Source organism: Minwuia sp. IMCC3060 (genome assembly GCF_029909435.1).
GTDB lineage: Bacteria > Pseudomonadota > Alphaproteobacteria > Minwuiales > Minwuiaceae > Minwuia.
Window position 1 is genome coordinate 3,612,318 of the sequence record NZ_CP123782.1, and the last position, 17,420, is coordinate 3,629,737.

16 protein-coding genes are annotated in these 17,420 nt (G+C 66.1%); 9 read left to right on the top strand and 7 right to left on the bottom strand.

What is annotated here, in order from left to right; genetic code table 11:
• The first annotated feature begins 3 nt into the window (after positions 1 to 3).
• The 8 genes from recF to glcF all read left to right on the top strand — a co-directional run bounded on the left by recF (position 4) and on the right by glcF (position 10,909).
• A complete protein-coding gene (recF, locus tag QGV54_RS16920; protein WP_281019474.1) occupies positions 4 to 1,092 on the top strand; it encodes a DNA replication/repair protein RecF in 1,089 nt (362 codons plus the stop codon).
• 24 nt (positions 1,093 to 1,116) lie between these two features.
• Positions 1,117 to 3,552 (top strand): DNA topoisomerase (ATP-hydrolyzing) subunit B, encoded by a 2,436-nt coding sequence (gene gyrB / locus QGV54_RS16925; RefSeq protein WP_281019473.1) that lies wholly within the window; start codon positions 1,117 to 1,119, stop codon positions 3,550 to 3,552.
• Positions 3,553 to 3,597: 45 nt separating this feature from the next.
• On the top strand, positions 3,598 to 5,520 hold the full coding sequence (locus tag QGV54_RS16930; RefSeq protein WP_281019472.1) for a PBP1A family penicillin-binding protein: 1,923 nt from the start codon (positions 3,598 to 3,600) through the stop codon (positions 5,518 to 5,520).
• A gap of 183 nt (positions 5,521 to 5,703) precedes the next feature.
• Positions 5,704 to 5,829 (top strand): type B 50S ribosomal protein L36, encoded by a 126-nt coding sequence (gene ykgO, locus QGV54_RS16935; RefSeq protein WP_281019471.1) that lies wholly within the window; start codon positions 5,704 to 5,706, stop codon positions 5,827 to 5,829.
• A gap of 43 nt (positions 5,830 to 5,872) precedes the next feature.
• Positions 5,873 to 6,499 (top strand): HAD family phosphatase, encoded by a 627-nt coding sequence (locus QGV54_RS16940; RefSeq protein ID WP_281019470.1) that lies wholly within the window; start codon positions 5,873 to 5,875, stop codon positions 6,497 to 6,499.
• 86 nt (positions 6,500 to 6,585) lie between these two features.
• Entirely contained in the window at positions 6,586 to 8,073 is a 1,488-nt protein-coding gene (locus QGV54_RS16945) for an FAD-linked oxidase C-terminal domain-containing protein (protein WP_281019469.1), read from the top strand.
• Between the two features lie 268 nt (positions 8,074 to 8,341).
• A complete protein-coding gene (glcE, locus tag QGV54_RS16950) occupies positions 8,342 to 9,589 on the top strand; it encodes a glycolate oxidase subunit GlcE (RefSeq protein WP_281019468.1) in 1,248 nt (415 codons plus the stop codon).
• A 3-nt stretch (positions 9,590 to 9,592) separates the two neighbouring features.
• Positions 9,593 to 10,909 (top strand): glycolate oxidase subunit GlcF, encoded by a 1,317-nt coding sequence (gene glcF, locus QGV54_RS16955; protein ID WP_281019467.1) that lies wholly within the window; start codon positions 9,593 to 9,595, stop codon positions 10,907 to 10,909.
• Between the two features lie 10 nt (positions 10,910 to 10,919).
• Here glcF and QGV54_RS16960 read toward each other — a convergent pair whose 3' ends face one another.
• The 5 genes from QGV54_RS16960 to QGV54_RS16980 form a co-directional block, all read right to left on the bottom strand.
• Positions 10,920 to 11,435 (bottom strand): O-acetyl-ADP-ribose deacetylase, encoded by a 516-nt coding sequence (locus QGV54_RS16960; protein ID WP_281019466.1) that lies wholly within the window; start codon positions 11,433 to 11,435, stop codon positions 10,920 to 10,922.
• A gap of 22 nt (positions 11,436 to 11,457) precedes the next feature.
• Positions 11,458 to 11,682 carry a DUF4170 domain-containing protein gene (locus QGV54_RS16965; RefSeq protein ID WP_281019465.1) on the bottom strand — a complete coding sequence of 75 codons (225 nt, stop codon included), beginning with the start codon at positions 11,680 to 11,682 and terminating at the stop codon, positions 11,458 to 11,460.
• 132 nt (positions 11,683 to 11,814) lie between these two features.
• Positions 11,815 to 12,492 (bottom strand): dienelactone hydrolase family protein, encoded by a 678-nt coding sequence (locus QGV54_RS16970; protein ID WP_281019464.1) that lies wholly within the window; start codon positions 12,490 to 12,492, stop codon positions 11,815 to 11,817.
• Positions 12,493 to 12,538: 46 nt separating this feature from the next.
• Complete coding sequence (locus QGV54_RS16975) at positions 12,539 to 12,997, bottom strand: MaoC family dehydratase (RefSeq protein ID WP_281019463.1); 459 nt, start codon at positions 12,995 to 12,997, stop codon at positions 12,539 to 12,541.
• Positions 12,994 to 13,458 carry a MaoC family dehydratase gene (locus QGV54_RS16980; RefSeq protein WP_281019462.1) on the bottom strand — a complete coding sequence of 155 codons (465 nt, stop codon included), beginning with the start codon at positions 13,456 to 13,458 and terminating at the stop codon, positions 12,994 to 12,996. The genes QGV54_RS16975 and QGV54_RS16980 overlap by 4 nt, the downstream gene beginning before the upstream one ends.
• 105 nt (positions 13,459 to 13,563) lie before the next feature.
• On the opposite strand from QGV54_RS16980, the gene QGV54_RS16985 reads away from it, so the two are divergent.
• Positions 13,564 to 13,875: a hypothetical protein gene (locus QGV54_RS16985; RefSeq protein WP_281019461.1), complete on the top strand. Its 312-nt coding sequence runs from the start codon at positions 13,564 to 13,566 to the stop codon at positions 13,873 to 13,875.
• Positions 13,876 to 13,960: 85 nt separating this feature from the next.
• On the opposite strand, the gene QGV54_RS16990 is transcribed toward QGV54_RS16985, so the two are convergent.
• Entirely contained in the window at positions 13,961 to 16,606 is a 2,646-nt protein-coding gene (locus QGV54_RS16990; protein WP_281019460.1) for a hypothetical protein, read from the bottom strand.
• A 92-nt stretch (positions 16,607 to 16,698) separates the two neighbouring features.
• Positions 16,699 to 17,187: a universal stress protein gene (locus QGV54_RS16995; RefSeq protein WP_281019459.1), complete on the bottom strand. Its 489-nt coding sequence runs from the start codon at positions 17,185 to 17,187 to the stop codon at positions 16,699 to 16,701.
• Positions 17,188 to 17,420 lie beyond the last annotated feature (233 nt).

Genomic DNA, 17,420 nt, shown 5'->3' on the forward strand with positions numbered 1-17,420 from the left:
CTCATGGTGACGGACTTCCGATCCTATCACGCCGCCGTCCTGGAACCGGCCATCGGACCCGTGGTGCTGACCGGCCCGAACGGGGCCGGGAAGACCAACCTGCTGGAGGCTGTTTCGATGCTGTCACCGGGGCGCGGACTGCGCCGGGCGAAGCTGTCGGAGATGGTGCGCAACGGCGCGGAACGCTGGGCCATTGCAGCGCAGGCGGAGACCACGTCTGGCCCCTGTGCCATCGGTACGGGGCTGAGTGTGGAGAACGGGGTGGAACGCAGGGTGGCGCGGATCGACGGCCAGACAGTAGGTCCGGCGGCGCTTGGCGGGTTGATCCCGGTGTCATGGCTGACACCGCAGATGGACCGGCTGTTCCTTGACGGTGCCTCGGCACGGCGGCGGTTCGTCGATCGGCTGATCTTCGGCTTCGACCCGGGTCACGCGACCCGGGCCAATGCCTACGAGAAGGCCATGCGGGACCGGCTGCGGCTGCTGAAGGACGGGCGGTCGGATGATGCCTGGCTGACCGCGCTGGAGGCACAGATGGCGGAACATGGCGTGGCCATCGCCGCTGCCCGCCGGGCTTGGTCGCTGCGCATTTCCGGCGCGCTGCGGCAGACACGGGGGGCCTTTCCGGCAGCGGAGATTGCGCTGGAGGGGCTGGCGGAGAACGCCCTTGCCACCCGGCCGGCGGTCGAGGTGGAGGAAGAGCTGACGCGGCGCTGGCGGGATGGTCGCGGGCTGGACCGCCACGCTGGCCGGACAGCGGACGGCCCGCACCGCACCGATCTGCGGGTGCGGCACGTCGCCAGGGACATGGCGGCGGAACAATGCTCGACAGGGGAGCAGAAGGCTCTCCTGATCTCGCTCATCCTCGCGGACGCGCGGATGCAGCAGGCGGAACGTGGCGTGGTGCCGGTGCTGTTGCTGGACGAGGTCGCGGCACATCTGGATGCGGACAGGCGCAATGCGCTGTTCGACGAGATTGCGGTGCTGGGCGGACAGGCCTGGCTGACGGGAACCGACCGGACCTTGTTCGCCGGTCTGGAAACCCGGGCGCAATATTTCGGTATCGATGGCTCAGCGGTTACCCCCGCCTGAGCCGGATGACAGGAAAGTTGGATCATGAGTGACGAACTGAACGAGACCGGCGACGAGCCGAATGCCTATGACGCGGATTCCATCAAGGTCCTGAAGGGCCTGGATGCGGTACGCAAGCGTCCCGGCATGTACATCGGCGACACGGAGGACGGTTCGGGTCTGCACCACATGGTCTTCGAGGTGGTGGACAATGCCATCGACGAGGCGCTGGCCGGACACGCGGATACGGTGTCGGTCGTGCTGAACGGTGATGGTTCCTGCACCGTTGCCGACAATGGCCGCGGCATTCCGGTCGATATCCACACGGAGGAGGGCGTCTCCGCCGCACAGGTCATCATGACCCAGCTGCATGCAGGCGGAAAGTTCGACCAGAACTCCTACAAGGTCTCGGGCGGCCTGCACGGTGTCGGTGTCTCGGTGGTGAACGCGCTGTCGACCGAGCTCGACCTGATCATCCGCCGCAACGGCAAGGAGCATTTCCTGCGCTTCAATCACGGCGAGCCGCAGGGTGACCTGGAAATCCGCGGTGATGCGGCAGGGCGCAGCGGCACGACAGTGCGCTTCCTGCCCAGCCCCGAGACCTTCAAGATCATCGAGTTCGAGTTCGCCGTGCTGGAGCACAGGCTGCGCGAACTGGCCTTCCTGAATTCCGGCGTGCGGATCACGCTGGAGGATCAGCGCCACGTCGATACCAAGAAGGTGGAGCTTTACTACGAGGGCGGTATCGAGGAGTTCGTGAAGTACATCGACCGCAACCGCACGCCCCTGATCAACACCCCGATCAAGGTCAGCGCGGAGCGGGACGGCATTGTCGTCGAGGCGGCGCTGCAGTGGAACGACGGCTTCCACGAGAATGTGCTCTGCTTCACCAACAATATCCCGCAGAAGGATGGCGGCACCCATCTGGCCGGCTTTCGCGCCGCCATGACCCGCCATGTGAACGCCTATGCCGCCAACAGCGGCATCGCCAAGAAGGAGAAGGTCTCCATCATCGGTGACGACGCGCGCGAGGGGCTGTCCTGCGTCCTGTCGGTGAAGGTGCCGGACCCCAAGTTCTCCTCCCAGACCAAGGAGAAGCTGGTCTCCAGCGAGGTGCGCCCGCCGGTCGAGAAGCTGGTCGGCGACGGGCTGGGCCAGTGGTTCGAGGAGAACCCGGGCGAAGCGAAGATCATCATCCAGAAGGTCGTTCAGGCGGCGGCGGCACGTGAGGCGGCACGCAAGGCGCGGGAAACCATCCGCAAGCCCACGGGCCTCGACCTCGGCGGTCTGCCGGGCAAGCTGGCCGACTGCCAGTCGAAGGATCCGACCGAGTCGGAACTGTATCTGGTGGAGGGTGACTCCGCCGGTGGCTCCGCCAAGCAGGCGCGCCATCGCCGCAACCAGGCGGTGCTGCCGCTGCGTGGCAAGATCCTGAACGTGGAACGTGCCCGCTTCGACAAGATGCTCGGCTCGACGGAGATCACGGCGCTGATCACCGCGCTCGGCACCGGCATCGGGCGGGAAGACTTCGACATCGCCAAGCTGCGCTACCACAAGATCATCATCATGACGGACGCGGACGTGGACGGGGCGCATATCCGCACCCTGCTGCTGACCTTCTTCTTCCGCCAGATGCCGGAGCTGATCGAGAACGGGCACCTGTATATCGCCCAGCCGCCGCTGTTCAAGATCACCAAGGGCCGGTCCTTCGTCTATCGCAAGGACGAGCGCCAGTACGAGGATTACCTGCTGGACAACGGCCTGACGGACGCCGTCTTCATCGATCACGCCGGCGTGCAGCACGGCGGTGCGGAACTCAGGGAACTGCTGCTGGAGGCACGGCGGGTGCGCCGCCTGCTGGATTCCGTGGGCCAGAAATACCCGGACTGGATCGTCGAACAGATGGCCATCGCCGGGGCGCTGTCCCAGGATTCCTTCGGCGAACCGGACAGGGCCACGGAGGCCGCGGCCACCGTGGCCGCGCGCCTGGACGCACTTGCGCCGGACTATGAACGGGGCTGGAGCGGCACACGCGCCAGTGACGGTTCGGTGGTGTTCGAGCGGGAACTGCGCGGCGTTCGGGAAGCCTATCTGATCGATGACCGCCTGATCGGATCGGGCGAGGCCCGCAACCTGACCCATGCCAGCACCGAGCTGAAGACCCTCTACGACAGGCCTGGCCGTCTGCTGATCAAGGAGAAGGAGATCGCGATCCACGGTCCCACCAGCCTGTTCGAGGGCGTGCTGGATGCGGGCCGTCGCGGCCTCTCCGTGCAGCGCTACAAGGGCCTGGGCGAGATGAACCCGGACCAGCTCTGGGAAACCACCCTGGATCCGGCGGCCCGCACCCTGCTGCAGGTGCGTGTCGAGCATCTGGAGGATGCGGACCAGGTCTTCTCCACCCTGATGGGCGACGTGGTCGAACCCCGCCGTGACTTCATTCGCGAGAACGCGCTGACCGTGGCGAACCTGGACACCTGATCCGGACAGAGGGCGGTTGGCAATGACGCCTTTCGGGGCCACAGCATGATCCGCCGCGTTCTGAAATGGGGACTGCTGCTCGGTGTGGCCGGTGCGGTGGTCGTGCTGGTGATCCTGCTGCACGACCTGCCGGAACCGCGCACCCCCGTGAACGGCGGCACCGTCACGATCCTTGACCATACGGGCAGGGAACTCGCGATCTATGGCGGTCCGGGATCGCGCGCCGTGCCGATCGAGCGCCTGCCGCAGCATGTCCTGGATGCGGTCATCGCGACGGAGGACCGGCGCTTCTACAGCCATTTCGGCATCGATCCGCTGGGCATTGCCCGCGCCGCCTTCATCAACCTGACCTCGGGCCGGGTGGTGCAGGGTGGCAGCACCCTGACGCAGCAGCTCGCCAAGAACCTCTATCTCGGCCCGCAACAGACCCTGAAGCGCAAGCTGCAGGAGGCCGTGCTCGCCATCGGACTGGAGAGCCGCTTCAGCAAGGACGAGATTCTGGAGCTGTATCTGAACCGGGTCTATTTCGGTGCCGGCACCTATGGCATCGAGGCCGCGGCGGAACGCTACTTCGCCAAGTCAGCCACCGATCTGACCCTGCGGGAGGCGGCACTGATCGCCGGACTGCTGAAGGCACCCAGTCGCTATGACCCGACGCGCAATCCGCAGGGTGCGGCGGAGCGCATGCGTATCGTGGTCAACAACATGGTGGATGCGGGCCTGCTGGAGGCCGCACGCGCCAAGGCCGTGCTGGCGGCCCCGGCAATTCCGGTCGGGCGGCCACGGGGCACCGGCATCCGCTATGCCACCGACCGCGCCCGTGACGAGGTGCGCGAACTCATCGGCGTGCCGGACGGCGATGTCATCGTGCACACCACCATCGACCGGCGGATACAGGATGCCGCGTCCGGTGCACTGACCGAGAGCCTGCGGCGCAACGGCAAGCGGCTGCGCGTCGAACAGGGCGCGGTCGTGGTGCTGTCGAAGGACGGCGCGATCCGCGCGCTGGTAGGGGGTCGCGACTATGGCGAGAGCCAGTTCAACCGGGCCGTCCTGGCCCGCCGCCAGCCGGGTTCCGCCTTCAAGCCGTTCCTCTATCTCGCAGCGCTGGAAGCCGGCTTCGACCCCGAGGACACGGTGCTGGACGAACCCATCGAGATCGATGGCTGGCGACCGGCCAATACCCGCGATGTCTACCTGGGCCGCATCACCCTGACGGAGGCGCTGGTGCGCTCGGTGAATGCGGGCACGGTCTGGCTGGCGCGCGAAGTCGGCTGGGACAGGGCCATCGAGATGGCGCGCCGGCTCGGGATCAACGAGGATCTGCCCGACAATCCCTCCATCGTTCTCGGCACCTCCGAGGTGACGCCGCTGGCCATGGCCGGTGCCTTCGCACCGCTGGCGAACGGGGGTCGAGCGGTGGTGCCACATCTGATCACCCGGATCGACGATGGCAGCGGAAACCGCGTCTGGCAAAGGCAAGGCGATGGCCTGGGCGTTGCACTTGGCGCCCGCGTGGTGGGGGAGATGAACCAGATGATGCAGGCCGTCATCACGCGCGGCAGCGGGCGGAAGGCGGGCATCGACCGGCCTGCAGGGGGCAAGACCGGCACCAGCCAGGACAACCGTGACGCCTGGTTCGTCGGCTATACCGCGGACCTCGTCGGCGCGGTCTGGGTCGGCAATGACAATGACAGCCCGACCCGCAATGTCTTCGGTTCGGGAATACCGGCGGAGATCTGGCGCAGCACCATGCTGTCCGCCCACCGCGGGCTGCCCGTCAAGCTCCTGCCCGCCGCACCGGAACGCGGCTTCCTGAGCCTCGGTGACGACCGGACGAAACCCGCCGGGCAGGACGGTGATGGCGGCGGCCTCTGGGGGCGGCTGGAACGGCTGTTCGAAGCCGGTGCGCGCCGCCAGCGGCAGGAAGGCCCCGCAGCGGAGGACTACAAGATTGAATCCCCCTGACGCGAGGAATGCAGGGAAACGAACATTTCGGCCACTGGCTTGACAGCCACCCCCCCAGCCCTTATCAACCGGCGCTCGGGTTTCGGGGGCAGGTTCCCGTCCTGTTGGCCAGCCGGAAGAACGGGCATGGCCGCGACAGGAAGGCCGCTGTGGAACCAGCACGCCAAGCATTGAGAGAGTACGATGAAAGTTGTCAATTCGCTGAAGTCGCTGCGTTCGCGCGACCGCAACAATCGCCTGATCCGTCGCAAGGGTCGGCTCTACGTCATCAACAAGCGCAATCCGCGCATGAAGGCGCGCCAGGGCTGATTGCCCACGCGTGGGCCGACCGGACCGGATGTGATTGCAGGCCATGACTGACCAGGCAACCACCCGGCCTGACACCGTCCTGTTCGATCTGGGCAATGTGCTGGTCGACTGGAGCCCGCGCTACCTCTACAGCAAGCTTTTCCGGAACCGGCCACATGAGATGGACTGGTTCCTGACGCATGTCTGCAACGGGGCCTGGAACGTACGCCACGACGCAGGCGAATCCTTCCCCGACAATGTCGCCGCGCTCGCCGACCAGCATCCCTGGTACAGGAAAGAGATCGAGGCCTTCTGGCACCGCTGGCCGGAGACCATGAAGGGCCCGATCGATGGCTCCGTCGCCTTGCTGGAGGCGCTTCACGCCCGCGACGTTCCCCTCTATTCCCTGACGAACTGGTCTGCGGAGACCTTCCACCACGCGGAGGAACGGCTGCCGTTCCTGTCACGGTTCCGCGGCATCACCGTCTCCGGTCGCGTGAAGGTGGCAAAGCCCGATCCCCGGATCTTCGAGATCTGCCAGCAGACCCATGGGCTGGACCCCGCACGGACACTGTTCGTCGATGACAGTCCGCGCAACACCACCACGGCGGCGGCGCTGGGCTATCACGTCCATACCTTCACGGCACCTGATGCACTGAATGACTGCCTGCGCCAGCACGGTCTGCTATAACGCTCCGAAAGCGACTGGCGTTGCGGTCCCCGCGCAAGCGGACCGGAATGAATCCGGCGCAGCAATGAAGAACGGGGGGCAGTTCCATGCAGATGCCGAAACCGGACGAGGCGACGATTGCGCGCCGGAGCGACCTGGTCGCCGCATTCCGTGATTTCCTGCCCGACGCTCATGTCATCGTGGACGAGGCAACCCTGAAGGCCTTCGAGAGTGACGGGCTGACCGCCTATCGCCAGCCGCCGATGATCGCCGTGCTGCCCGAGACCACGGAGGAGGTCAGCCGCATCCTGAAGCTCTGCAGGGACTGGGGCGTCAAGGTGGTGCCGCGCGGTTCCGGCACCTCGCTGTCCGGCGGCGCGCTGCCGCTGGCGGACGGGGTGCTGCTGGGACTGGGGAAGTTCAACCGGGTGCTGGAGATCGATTACGACAACCGCACCGCCACGGTGCAGCCCGGCGTCACCAACCTGGCCATCACCCAGGCGGTCGAGGGGGAGGGTTTCTACTACGCCCCCGATCCCTCCAGCCAGATCGCCTGTTCCATCGGCGGCAATGTGGCGGAGAATTCCGGCGGCGTGCACTGCCTGAAGTACGGCCTGACCACCAACAACATCCTCGGCATCGAGATGGTGACCATCGACGGCGAGATCCTGCGCATCGGCGGCAAGCACCTGGATGCGGAGGGCTATGACCTGCTGGGCATCATGACGGGGTCGGAGGGGCTACTGGGCGTGGTGACGGAAGTCACCGTGCGCATCCTGCGCAAGCCGGAGACCGTGCGGGCGCTGCTGGTCGGCTTTCCGACCGTGGAGCAGGGCGGCGACTGCGTCGGGCGCATCATCGGCGCCGGGATCATTCCGGCGGGCATGGAGATGATGGACCGGCCCGCCATCCACGCGGCGGAGGCCTTCTGCCATGCAGGCTATCCGCTGGATGTGGAATCCATCCTGATCATCGAACTGGACGGCCCGGAGGCGGAGGTCGATCATCTGACGGAGGTCGTCAGCGGCATCTGCACGGCGTGCGGCGCGGTCTCTGTCCGGGTCAGCGAGACCGAGGCGGAGCGGATGAACTTCTGGGCCGGGCGCAAGGCCGCCTTCCCCGCTGTCGGTCGCATCTCCCCCGACTATTACTGCATGGACGGCACCATCCCGCGCCGCCAGTTGCCCCTGGTGCTGAAGCGCATGTCGGAAATGTCGGAGAAGTACGGTCTCGGAGTCGCGAACGTGTTTCATGCCGGCGACGGCAACCTGCATCCCCTGATCCTCTATGATGCCAACGCACCGGGAGAGCTGGAGCGGGCGGAGGAGTTCGGCTCCGATATCCTGAGGCTCTGCGTCGAGGTGGGCGGAGTATTGACCGGCGAGCATGGCGTCGGCGTGGAGAAGCGCGACCTGATGCCGGAGATGTTCACGGAGGTGGACCTGAACCAGCAGCAGCGCCTGAAATGCGCCTTCGACCCCGACGGCCTGCTGAACCCGGGCAAGGTCTTCCCCACCCTGCACCGCTGCGCGGAGCTGGGCCGGATGCACATTCACCGGGGCCAGATGCCCTTCCCCGACCTGCCGCGCTTCTGATGAACAGGTCCGGTATGAAGCACACCGGTGGCTCCGTTGCCGCCCTTCCTCCTCCCCCCTGGCGGGGGAGGATCGAGGTGGGGGGGAAGCCCGGCGTTCCAGGATTGGCCTCCAAGCCCGCGACAACGGCCCCGCACCCCCTTCCCGACCTTCCCCCGTCAAGGGGGAAGGGGCGCGGACGGCGTCATCCGAGCACTTCCGCATTCTCTCTCGCGGGACAGAATCAGCGTGGGGCAGGTTCGCGATACCTGCCAGGGATTTCCACCAGATGAGCGGACAGGATTTCAAGCCGGGGTCGGAGGAGCATCTGGCGGAGGTGCTGGCCCATGCGATTGCTGCCGAACAGCCGCTGGAGCTGATCGGGCGCGGATCGAAACGCGGGTTCGGGCGGGCGATGCAGACCGCCGGACTGCTGGACCTTTCCGGTTTCAGCGGCATCCGCATGTATGAGCCCGATGAACTGGTGATGAGCGCCGGACCCGCGACCCCGCTGGCGGAGATCGAGGCGGCGCTGGCGGCGGAGAACCAGGAACTGGCGTTCGAGCCACCGCACATGGGGCATCTGCAGGCCAACGCGGTGACGGATGGCAGCATCGGCGGCGTCTTTGCCTGCAACCTGGCCGGGCCGCGTCGTTTCAGGGCCGGGTCGGCACGCGATCACCTGCTGGGATTCCGGGGGGTTTCCGGGCGTGGCGAGATCTTCAAGTCCGGCGGGCGGGTGGTGAAGAACGTCACCGGGTATGACCTCTGCAAGCTGATGTGCGGCAGCTTCGGCACCCTGGCCGCCATGACCGAAGTCACCTTCAAGGTCCTGCCACGGGCCGAGAAGATCTGGACCGTGCTGGCCTTTGGCCTGTCGGCGGAACAGGCCGTGCAGGCGATGGCGGACGCCGCCGGGTCGCCCCATGACGTATCCGGTCTCTGTCACCTGCCGACAGAGGTTGCGGCACGCAGCGCCGTCGATTTCATCTCCGGGGCCGGAGCCAGCGTCACCGCCATCCGCCTGGAGGGACCGGCACCGTCCGTCACCCATCGGGCCACCGCGCTGAAGACCATGCTTGCCGCCGTTGAGGGCGCCAGACCTCAGGGCATCGAGGAACTGCATACCCATCGCTCCATCACCTTCTGGCGGGAAGTGCGCGATGTCTCCCCCCTGCTGGATGGAGAGACCGTCGCCGGCAATCCGCTCTGGCGGCTGTCGGTGACGCCTACGGACGGCGCGCGCACGATGACCGGCATCCTCGACCAGGTGCCGGGCCGGGGCCTGATGGACTGGGCCGGGGGACAGCTCTGGCTGGCGCTGGAGCCGGGGGCGGAGGATGGCGGCGTCGACTGCATCCGCAGCACCATGGATGGCGGCCATGCCACGCTGATCCGGGGTGCGGCGGACCTGCGCGCGCGCATTCCGGTGTTTCAGCCGCAGCCTGCACCGCTCGCCGCCCTGACGAAGCGCATCAAGGACGGTTTCGATCCGCGCGGCGTTCTGAATCCGGGCCGCATGGTGGAGGGGGTCTGAACGATGCAGACACGCTTCACCGAGGCTCAGCTTGCCGATCCGGGTATCGCCCGGTCCAACGAGATCCTGCGCAATTGCGTGCATTGCGGCTTCTGCACTGCGACCTGTCCGACCTACGTCACTCTGGGCGACGAACGCGACAGCCCGCGCGGGCGCATCTGGCTGATCCGGGAGATGCTGGAGACCGGCGGGGCACCGGCACCGGAGGTGGTGCATCACGTGGACCGCTGCCTGTCCTGCCTGTCCTGTATGACCACCTGCCCCTCCGGCGTGCACTACATGCATCTGGTCGATCATGCCCGCGCCCATATCGAGGAAAATCACGAACGCCCCAGGTCCGACCGCTTCCTGCGCGCCGTGCTGGCGGAGATCCTGCCGCATCCGGGGCGGTTCCGGCTGGCCCTGATCGGCGCCTGGCTGTCCCGTCCGCTGGCCGGGCTGCTGGGCGGCATGTTCGGCGGCCGAATGGGGGCGATGCTGCGGTTGGCCCCCGCTGACCTGCACAGCCCCTCCCCGATGGACCGGCCACAGACCTTCCCGGCGGAGGGGGAGCGCAAGCGGCGGGTGGCCCTGATGACCGGCTGTGCCCAGCAGGTGCTGAACCCGGCGATCAACGAAGCCTCCATCCGACTGCTGACCCGGCTGGGCTGCGAAGTCGTGGTGGCGCGCGGCGCCGGGTGCTGCGGGGCGCTGACGCATCACATGGGGCATGAGGAATCGGCCTTCGCCTCGGCCCGCGCCAACATCCGTGCCTGGACGCGGGAGATCGAGGGCGACGGCCTGGATGCCATTGTCATCAACGCCTCCGGCTGCGGCACCACCGTGAAGGACTATGGCTTCATGCTGCGCAACGAGCCGGATTGCGCGGCCGAGGCAAAGGCGGTTTCAGACCTGACCGTCGATATCACGGAACTGCTGGACCAGATCGGTCTGCCGGAGGGTCTGGTTGCGCCCGAGGACCTGAATGTGACCTACCATTCCGCCTGTTCACTGCGGCATGGCCAGCGGGTGCTGGATCCGCCGAAGACACTGCTGCGCGCCGCCGGGTTCCGGGTCAGCGAACCCGCCGAGCCACATCTCTGCTGCGGCTCCGCCGGCACCTACAACATCATGCAGCCGGAGATCGCGGAGAAGCTGAAGGACCGCAAGCTGGCCAACATCGCCCGCACCAGGCCCGACGTGATCGCCGCCGGCAACATCGGCTGCATGACCCAGCTTGGCGGTGGCACCGACGTGCCGGTGGTCCATACGGCGGAACTGCTGGACTGGGCCACTGGCGGGCCGAAGCCTGCGGCGCTGGAGAAGGCTGTCTCGGTCTGAAGCCGCGGCGTCAGGCGGAGCCCATTTCGGCCAGGGTCAGGCTGTAGACATCCGTGGCTTCCCTGCCGAAGCAGCAGAAGGTGATGCGCGTCGGCGCGTGTTTCACCTTGCGGAAATCCAGCACGGTCCCGACGGCGATCTGGGCCGCCTTGCGCAGGGGATAGCCATAGACGCCGGTGGAAATCGCCGGAAAGGCGATGGAGCGAAAGCGGCGCGATACCGCCAGTTCCATGCAGCGCTGATAGCACTGGCCCAGCAGTTCCGGCTCCCCCGCCTCACCGCCCTGCCAGACAGGGCCGACCGTATGCATGATGTGGCGCGCGGGCAGCCGGAATCCGTCCGTCAGGCGCACCTGGCCGGTGGGGCAGCCACCGATCAGACGGCAGGCCTCCAGCAGTTCCGGCCCGGCAGCAGCATGGATCGCGCCATCGACACCACCACCACCCAGCAGGGTCTCGTTGGCGGCATTCACCACGGCATCGACATGCAGCCGGGTAATGTCGCTGTCCACTACCTCCAGCCGCATGGTCCGGTTGCCTCCGTGCCGGTCAGGCGCCTTCGTCGGGGTGCATCAACCGGTGCAGCGGCGCGATGAAATAGCGGACATAGGCATCATCGACGTTCGCCTGGCTGCGGCTGCGCCATGCATTCAGTGCCTTGTCGTAGGTCGAGTAGATTCCGGCAACTTCGACATTGTCCGGGTCCGCGAGCACATTCTCACGCGGGTCCAGCAGGGTGCCGCCGAATACGAGATAGAGATCCTGTCGGCTCATTGGCCTTGTCCTCCGAGGCTGGCCTGGTTCCGTCAGCCCGTTGCGCGTGTTCTTCCCTGCCCCATGGTTAGGCGCGACAGGCGCGCCATGCAACCGAAACCGGGGAACGGGCCGGGGCGACTTTCAGGCGGTTCAACTGCCAAGGTGCTTCGCGAACAGGTCCAGTGTCCGCTTCAGCGCCGTGGCGGCGTGGGTCGGGTGGTGATCGGCCCGATGGTCACAATTGAAGCCGTGGCCGGCACCCTTGTAGACGAAGACCTCCACCTCCGGATGGGCGGCGCGGATCGCCTCCACATCGTCCAGCGGGATCGACTTGTCGAGTTCGCCGAAGTGCAGCATGGTCGCCGCCCCCGGCTGCTCCGCGATATGCGGCATGATCTGGCCACCGTAATAGCCGCTGGCGGCGCTCAGGCGCGGGGCCAGACGGCAGGCGGAAACGAAGGTCAGCGTCCCGCCCCAGCAGTATCCGACCATGCCGACCTTGCCCGACTTGCCCGCCTCATCGACCGTCGCGGACAGGTCCAGCATGACCTTGTCCAGATCGCAGGCCGCGCGCCAGTCCCGCCCCCTGGCGATGTCCTCGGGGGTATAGCCGCACTCCAGCCCCGGCTCGACCCGGTCATAGATCGCCGGGGCCAGCGCCAGATAGCCCGCCTCCGCATAGCCATCGGTGACATTCCGGATGTGCGGATTGACCCCGAATATCTCCTGCACCACAACGACCGCGCCTCTCGGCTTGCCTTCCGGTGCCGCGCGATAGACGTCGAAGGAATGGCCATCCTCAGCCGTCAGTCTGATCCAGTCGCCCATGCTCGTTCCCCCCGGGTTTCATTCCTGGCTCTCGTTCGTGCCGGCTTCACGCAGGACCGGCTTCGCGTTTGCGGATGATACCGATCAGACGCGCATCCATCACCACCTCATCCTTCTGGTTGATCACTTCAGCCAGGAAGACGGCGGAGCCACGATCCGGCCGGGACCGCGAGGGCGTCTTCTCCACGCAGGTACTGCGCACCCGCAGGGTATCGCCGGGGCGCACCGGTTTCAGCCAGCGCAGGTCGTCGAAGCCGGGCGACCCCATGGAGCCGCCGTCATCGCCGCCGCGCGACAGCACCTGCAACCGCATCAGGATGCCTGCCGTGTGCCAGCCGGAGGCGCAGAGATCGCGGAACACGCTCTGCTTCGCGGCTTCCTCGTCCATGTGGAAGGGCTGAGGATCGAACTCGGTGGCGAACTCGATGATCTCCTGCTTCGTCATGGTGTAGCTGTCGGTTTCCGACACCTGACCAACCTCGATATCCTCGAACCAGCGGCTCATGCCGATGCTCCTTCCTGCCCGTCACCACGCCGACCGACCATGAACACGTTCTCCATGCGCAACACGTCGGTACCGTCCTCCGTGCGCAGGAAATGACGCACGCTGCAGAAGCCGATGTCGTTGCGGCTCTTCGGCAGATACTTGTCCAGCAGTTCGGTGTGCAGGGAAAGCCGCATGCCCGGGGTCACGGGCCGCAGCCAGCGGCAGAGCTTCACCCCCGGCGCGCCCTGGCTGTCCAGCTCCGACAGCATGCCCTTCACCATCAGCCGCATGGCGATGGAGGCCGAGTGCCAGCCGGAGGCGGTCAGCGTGCCGAAGGGGCCATCCTTCGCCGCCTCGGCATCCAGATGGAAATATTGCGGATCGAACTTGCCGGCGAAACGCAGCACCGCTTCCTCCGTCACTTCATGCGGTCCCGCAACGAAGCTCTCCCCCACCACCATGTCTTCCCAGTATCGCATCAGCTCCCCACCATCATTGCGTTGCCTGTCCAGCGCGGTCACAGTTACACGAATTCCACAACAGGGGGACCGGCGATGAGCGGTGGGTACGTATTTCAGGTGAGCATGGATGTGGCACCAGACAAGGAAGACCTGTTCAACGAGGTCTATGACACGGAGCATGTGCCCCTGCTGCTGAAGGTGCCGGGCGTGCGCAAGGTGACCCGCATGAAGGCGCAGGACTTCAAGGTCAGTATCGGCGGCGAACTGAAGGACGTGGCCGTCGAGGCCCCGACCTGGACCGCCCTGTACGAGATCGACTCACCCGACGTGCTGGCAAGCGATGCCTGGGGTAAAGCGGTGGAGCAGGGCCGCTGGCCCGGCGAAGTGCGCCCGCACACGTTCGAGCGGCATCACAAGCTGTTCAGGAAGCTGTAGCGGCGGGGGAGAACGTTCTTGGACCGCACCTCCCCTCTCGGAGGGCTGGCCGGGGTCGGCGACAATCAGAAGACCAATCCGGCCCTTAACCCTGTCCGGTGAGGCGGAACAGGGCCGCCTGATAGGATGCGATCTGTTTCTGCAGGTGTGCCGGGGGCTGGGAGAGGGCGGCTTCCAGGCGGCGCTTGGCCAGCGGATCCTTTTCCTCCTCCTGCAGGAACTCGAAGGCCTTCTCCACCTGCTGCAGGGTGAAGCCCAGGTGGTCGCGGGCTTCCTCGGCGCGTTCGCGACTGGACAGGTCGACGAAGCCGAAACCCAGCGCGAAGAAGCTCTTGTCGTCCTTCACTTCCTTGCCGAAGATCGAGCCTTCACGCAGGCCGAGTCCGGGCAGCGCGTCGAAACCTTCCGGCCCGCCGCCGATCCTCACTTCCTTGTCGCCCTTGGCCGTGATGCGCAGGAACTCGGAATCACCGTCCTTCTTGACCTCGGCGATACCGTCATTTCCCAGAATGCGGTTCATCTGGAACGCGACCCAGCGAATGGAATCATCCGCCTCGATCTCGATGCTGCGTTCCGGGCCGTCACCGATGGCCAGGGTAAAGGACATGCCGGGCCGCACGGCGCTGTTCGATGTCACGGTCAGGGAGCCCAGGTCACCGATGTCGCCGTGACCGAGACCAAGCTTGGTCAGGACGGAGTCACCACTGTCATCGACCGTGATGCCATTCAGTTCCGCATGGCCGTTGATGCCGCTGGTGGTCGTGACCGACAGCGGCGCACCGTTGGCGTCCAGGCGGGCCAGAAAGCCGTCCTGTGATCCGATCAGCGTGTTGCCCTGCAGGTCACCCTGCGTCTGGCCCACCAGGTAGATCTCCCCACCGGACAGGGCCAGGCCCTGCGCCTTGTCGGCGCCGGTGCTGCCGACATAGGCACCGAAGTCCATGGCCCCGGTGGTCCCGTCGAAGCGCGCGACGAAGGCATCGCTGCTGCCCGAGTGGGTCAGCCGCCCGTCGACGCCCGCGCCCGTGAAGGTCGCGTCGGTCGTGTTCCCGGCGATGAAGATCTGGCCGGAGTCATTGACCTCGATCGCCGCCGCACGCGTGGTCTCGCCCGCATCGCCGATCGCCACGTCCAGGATCGGACCGGATGCGAGATCATCGACATCGAACGTCTTCAGGAAGCCCTGCGAATTGTCCTGTCCGGTAACATGGATGACGCCGTCCTTCACGGTCACCGCGGTCGCGATCTCGTCGCCTGCGTCACCGAACTGGATCTGTTCCACCAGGTTGCCGGTGCTGGCCGAAAGGCGGGAGACATAGGCGTCCTGACCGCCATTGTGGGTCTGCCCGCTGATCGGGCCTGCGGTGGCGCCAACGACGATCACGTCACCGGTCACATCGTCGAATTCGACCGCGAAGGCGGAGTCCACGGCGGCGGGACCGGTGTTGCGGGTCCACTGCGCCTCGCCGTCCGCATCATAGAGCGTGACGAAACTGTTGATGCCGTTGTCGGGGGAACCTTCGGTCAGCGGCGAATCGACCTTGCCGGAAATGGCGATGGAGCCATCCGCCGCAACCGCCAGACCCAGCCCGTCGGCCGAGCTCGACGCCCCCACCAGACGGCGCCAGACCTCGTTGCCCGCCGCATCATGACGGGTCAGGAACACGTCCTGCTCCCCACCCACGACCTGCCCGCCGACGTCGCCGGTGGTCGTGCCCAGGGTATAGACCTCGCCATTGGGGCCCAGCGCCGTGGCGCGGGCCGCCGACACACCGTCGGTCACTTCCTGTTTCACGTCGAAGTTCTGCATCGGCGTGGCGGCAATATCCGTGAACTTGCGCAGCGACGCCTTGGCAAATTCACCGTCGCCGGAGATTCCGCTGACGTAGACTGCGGCTTCCGCGTCCACCGGGCTGAGATTGACGGTCTCCAGAATGGAGCGTTCGATCTTCATCCCGATGCGGCCATCGTCGTCGCGGTTGGTCCGGAACCGGGTAGTGACCTCGGCCGCCTCAAGCTGTTCGTTGACGTGGTTGACGATGTTCGCGACCGTCTTCTCCGTCGTGCCCATGTCGGCCAGGTCGATGGCGATATCGATGCTGGTATCGTCGCTCTTGACGATATTGATGTTGAACCGCGCGCCACTCTCCAGCCCCTCAACCACCTGGTCGGTGGAGGAGAACTGCAGCCGTCCCTCGTAGACCGACTTGTCGCGGGGGATGCGCGCGTCGGTCTCGACCTTGGTGTTCAGGGGGCCGTGCAGCACATTCACCTTGTCGAAGCTGCTCGCCTCCAGGAACGACTTCACTTCCGCTTCGTAGCGACCGAACTGCGTGTCGAGCTGCGGCAGCAGACGCTCCGCACGGCTGTCGCTGAGGGCGAAGTTCGCCAGCTCCTGCATCTTCTTCAGGCCCTTCCAGAGCCTGAACAGGTTCTCGCTGGTCTCGTTGCCGCCGCTCGTCAGCACATCGGGGTCATTGCGGCTGAACAGCGGCGAACGCGCCAGTTGCTCCCCCAGCCCTTCCGGCAGCGTCAGCGACGATTCGGGACGGTCCCAGGGGGCGATCACATCAGGGCCGAATGCGCTGCCGGTGGACTGGCGGGGAGCGGTGAAGTTGGCGATCTGCTGCTGGCTGAGCCGGGCATTCATCGACCCCAGCAACAGATCATTGCCGATGCTGATCGGCGTGAACGTCCGGGTATTGTCGTTGTTGTTGAATATGCCGACCATGGGGCGCGCCCGTTGAATCCGTTGTGAAGACAGACTTCCACCGGTCATTCAAGCAGCCGCGGATTAACAGAACCTTAAGTTCGGTGCCCGGGTCAGCTCAGCTGGTCGATCTGTTCCGTGGTCAGGGTTCCCGGCACGATGGTCACCGGAATACGCAGCGATCCCGACATCTCACCGGCAAAGGCACGTACCAGGGGACCCGGGTCGGATGATTCGGCGGAAGCGCCGAGCACCAGGATACGCACGGACTCGTCCTCGGTGATCACACGGGAGACTTCCTCCCGCAGGCTGCCCTCCCGAATGATGAACTGGGGCATCATGCCGGTGTCACGCTGCACTTGGGCGGCAAGATCGGTCATCAGCGACTCGGCTTCCTGACGCGCTTCCTCCCGCATCAGTTCACCGACCCCCATCCAGTGCTGGAAGTCCGGCGGCTCGGTCACGCGCAGCAGCATGACGCCGCCATTGTCCACCGAATGCGCCCGACGGGCGGCGAAACGCAGGGCCTTGCGGCACTCCGGCGTGTCATCGACGACCACCAGGAAGTGGCGTGGCTTGTGCTCGGTATTCTCACTGCTCATCGGCGGCGACTCGGATGCATGTAAATGCTGCACGATTGTGAACGATCAGGTGAGTCTTTCAGAATTCAGGGACCAGCGCCAGCCCGGCGGAATTTGCGGAAGTCGTTTGCGGTCCCCGGCCTGCCCTCTCGGGAGTTGTTGGCGGTCCCGGCCATCCCTCTCGGGAGGCGTTTGTTGACCTCGGCCATCCCTCTCCCCCTCCCGACCACCCACGGGATTATCCTGTTGGGTGG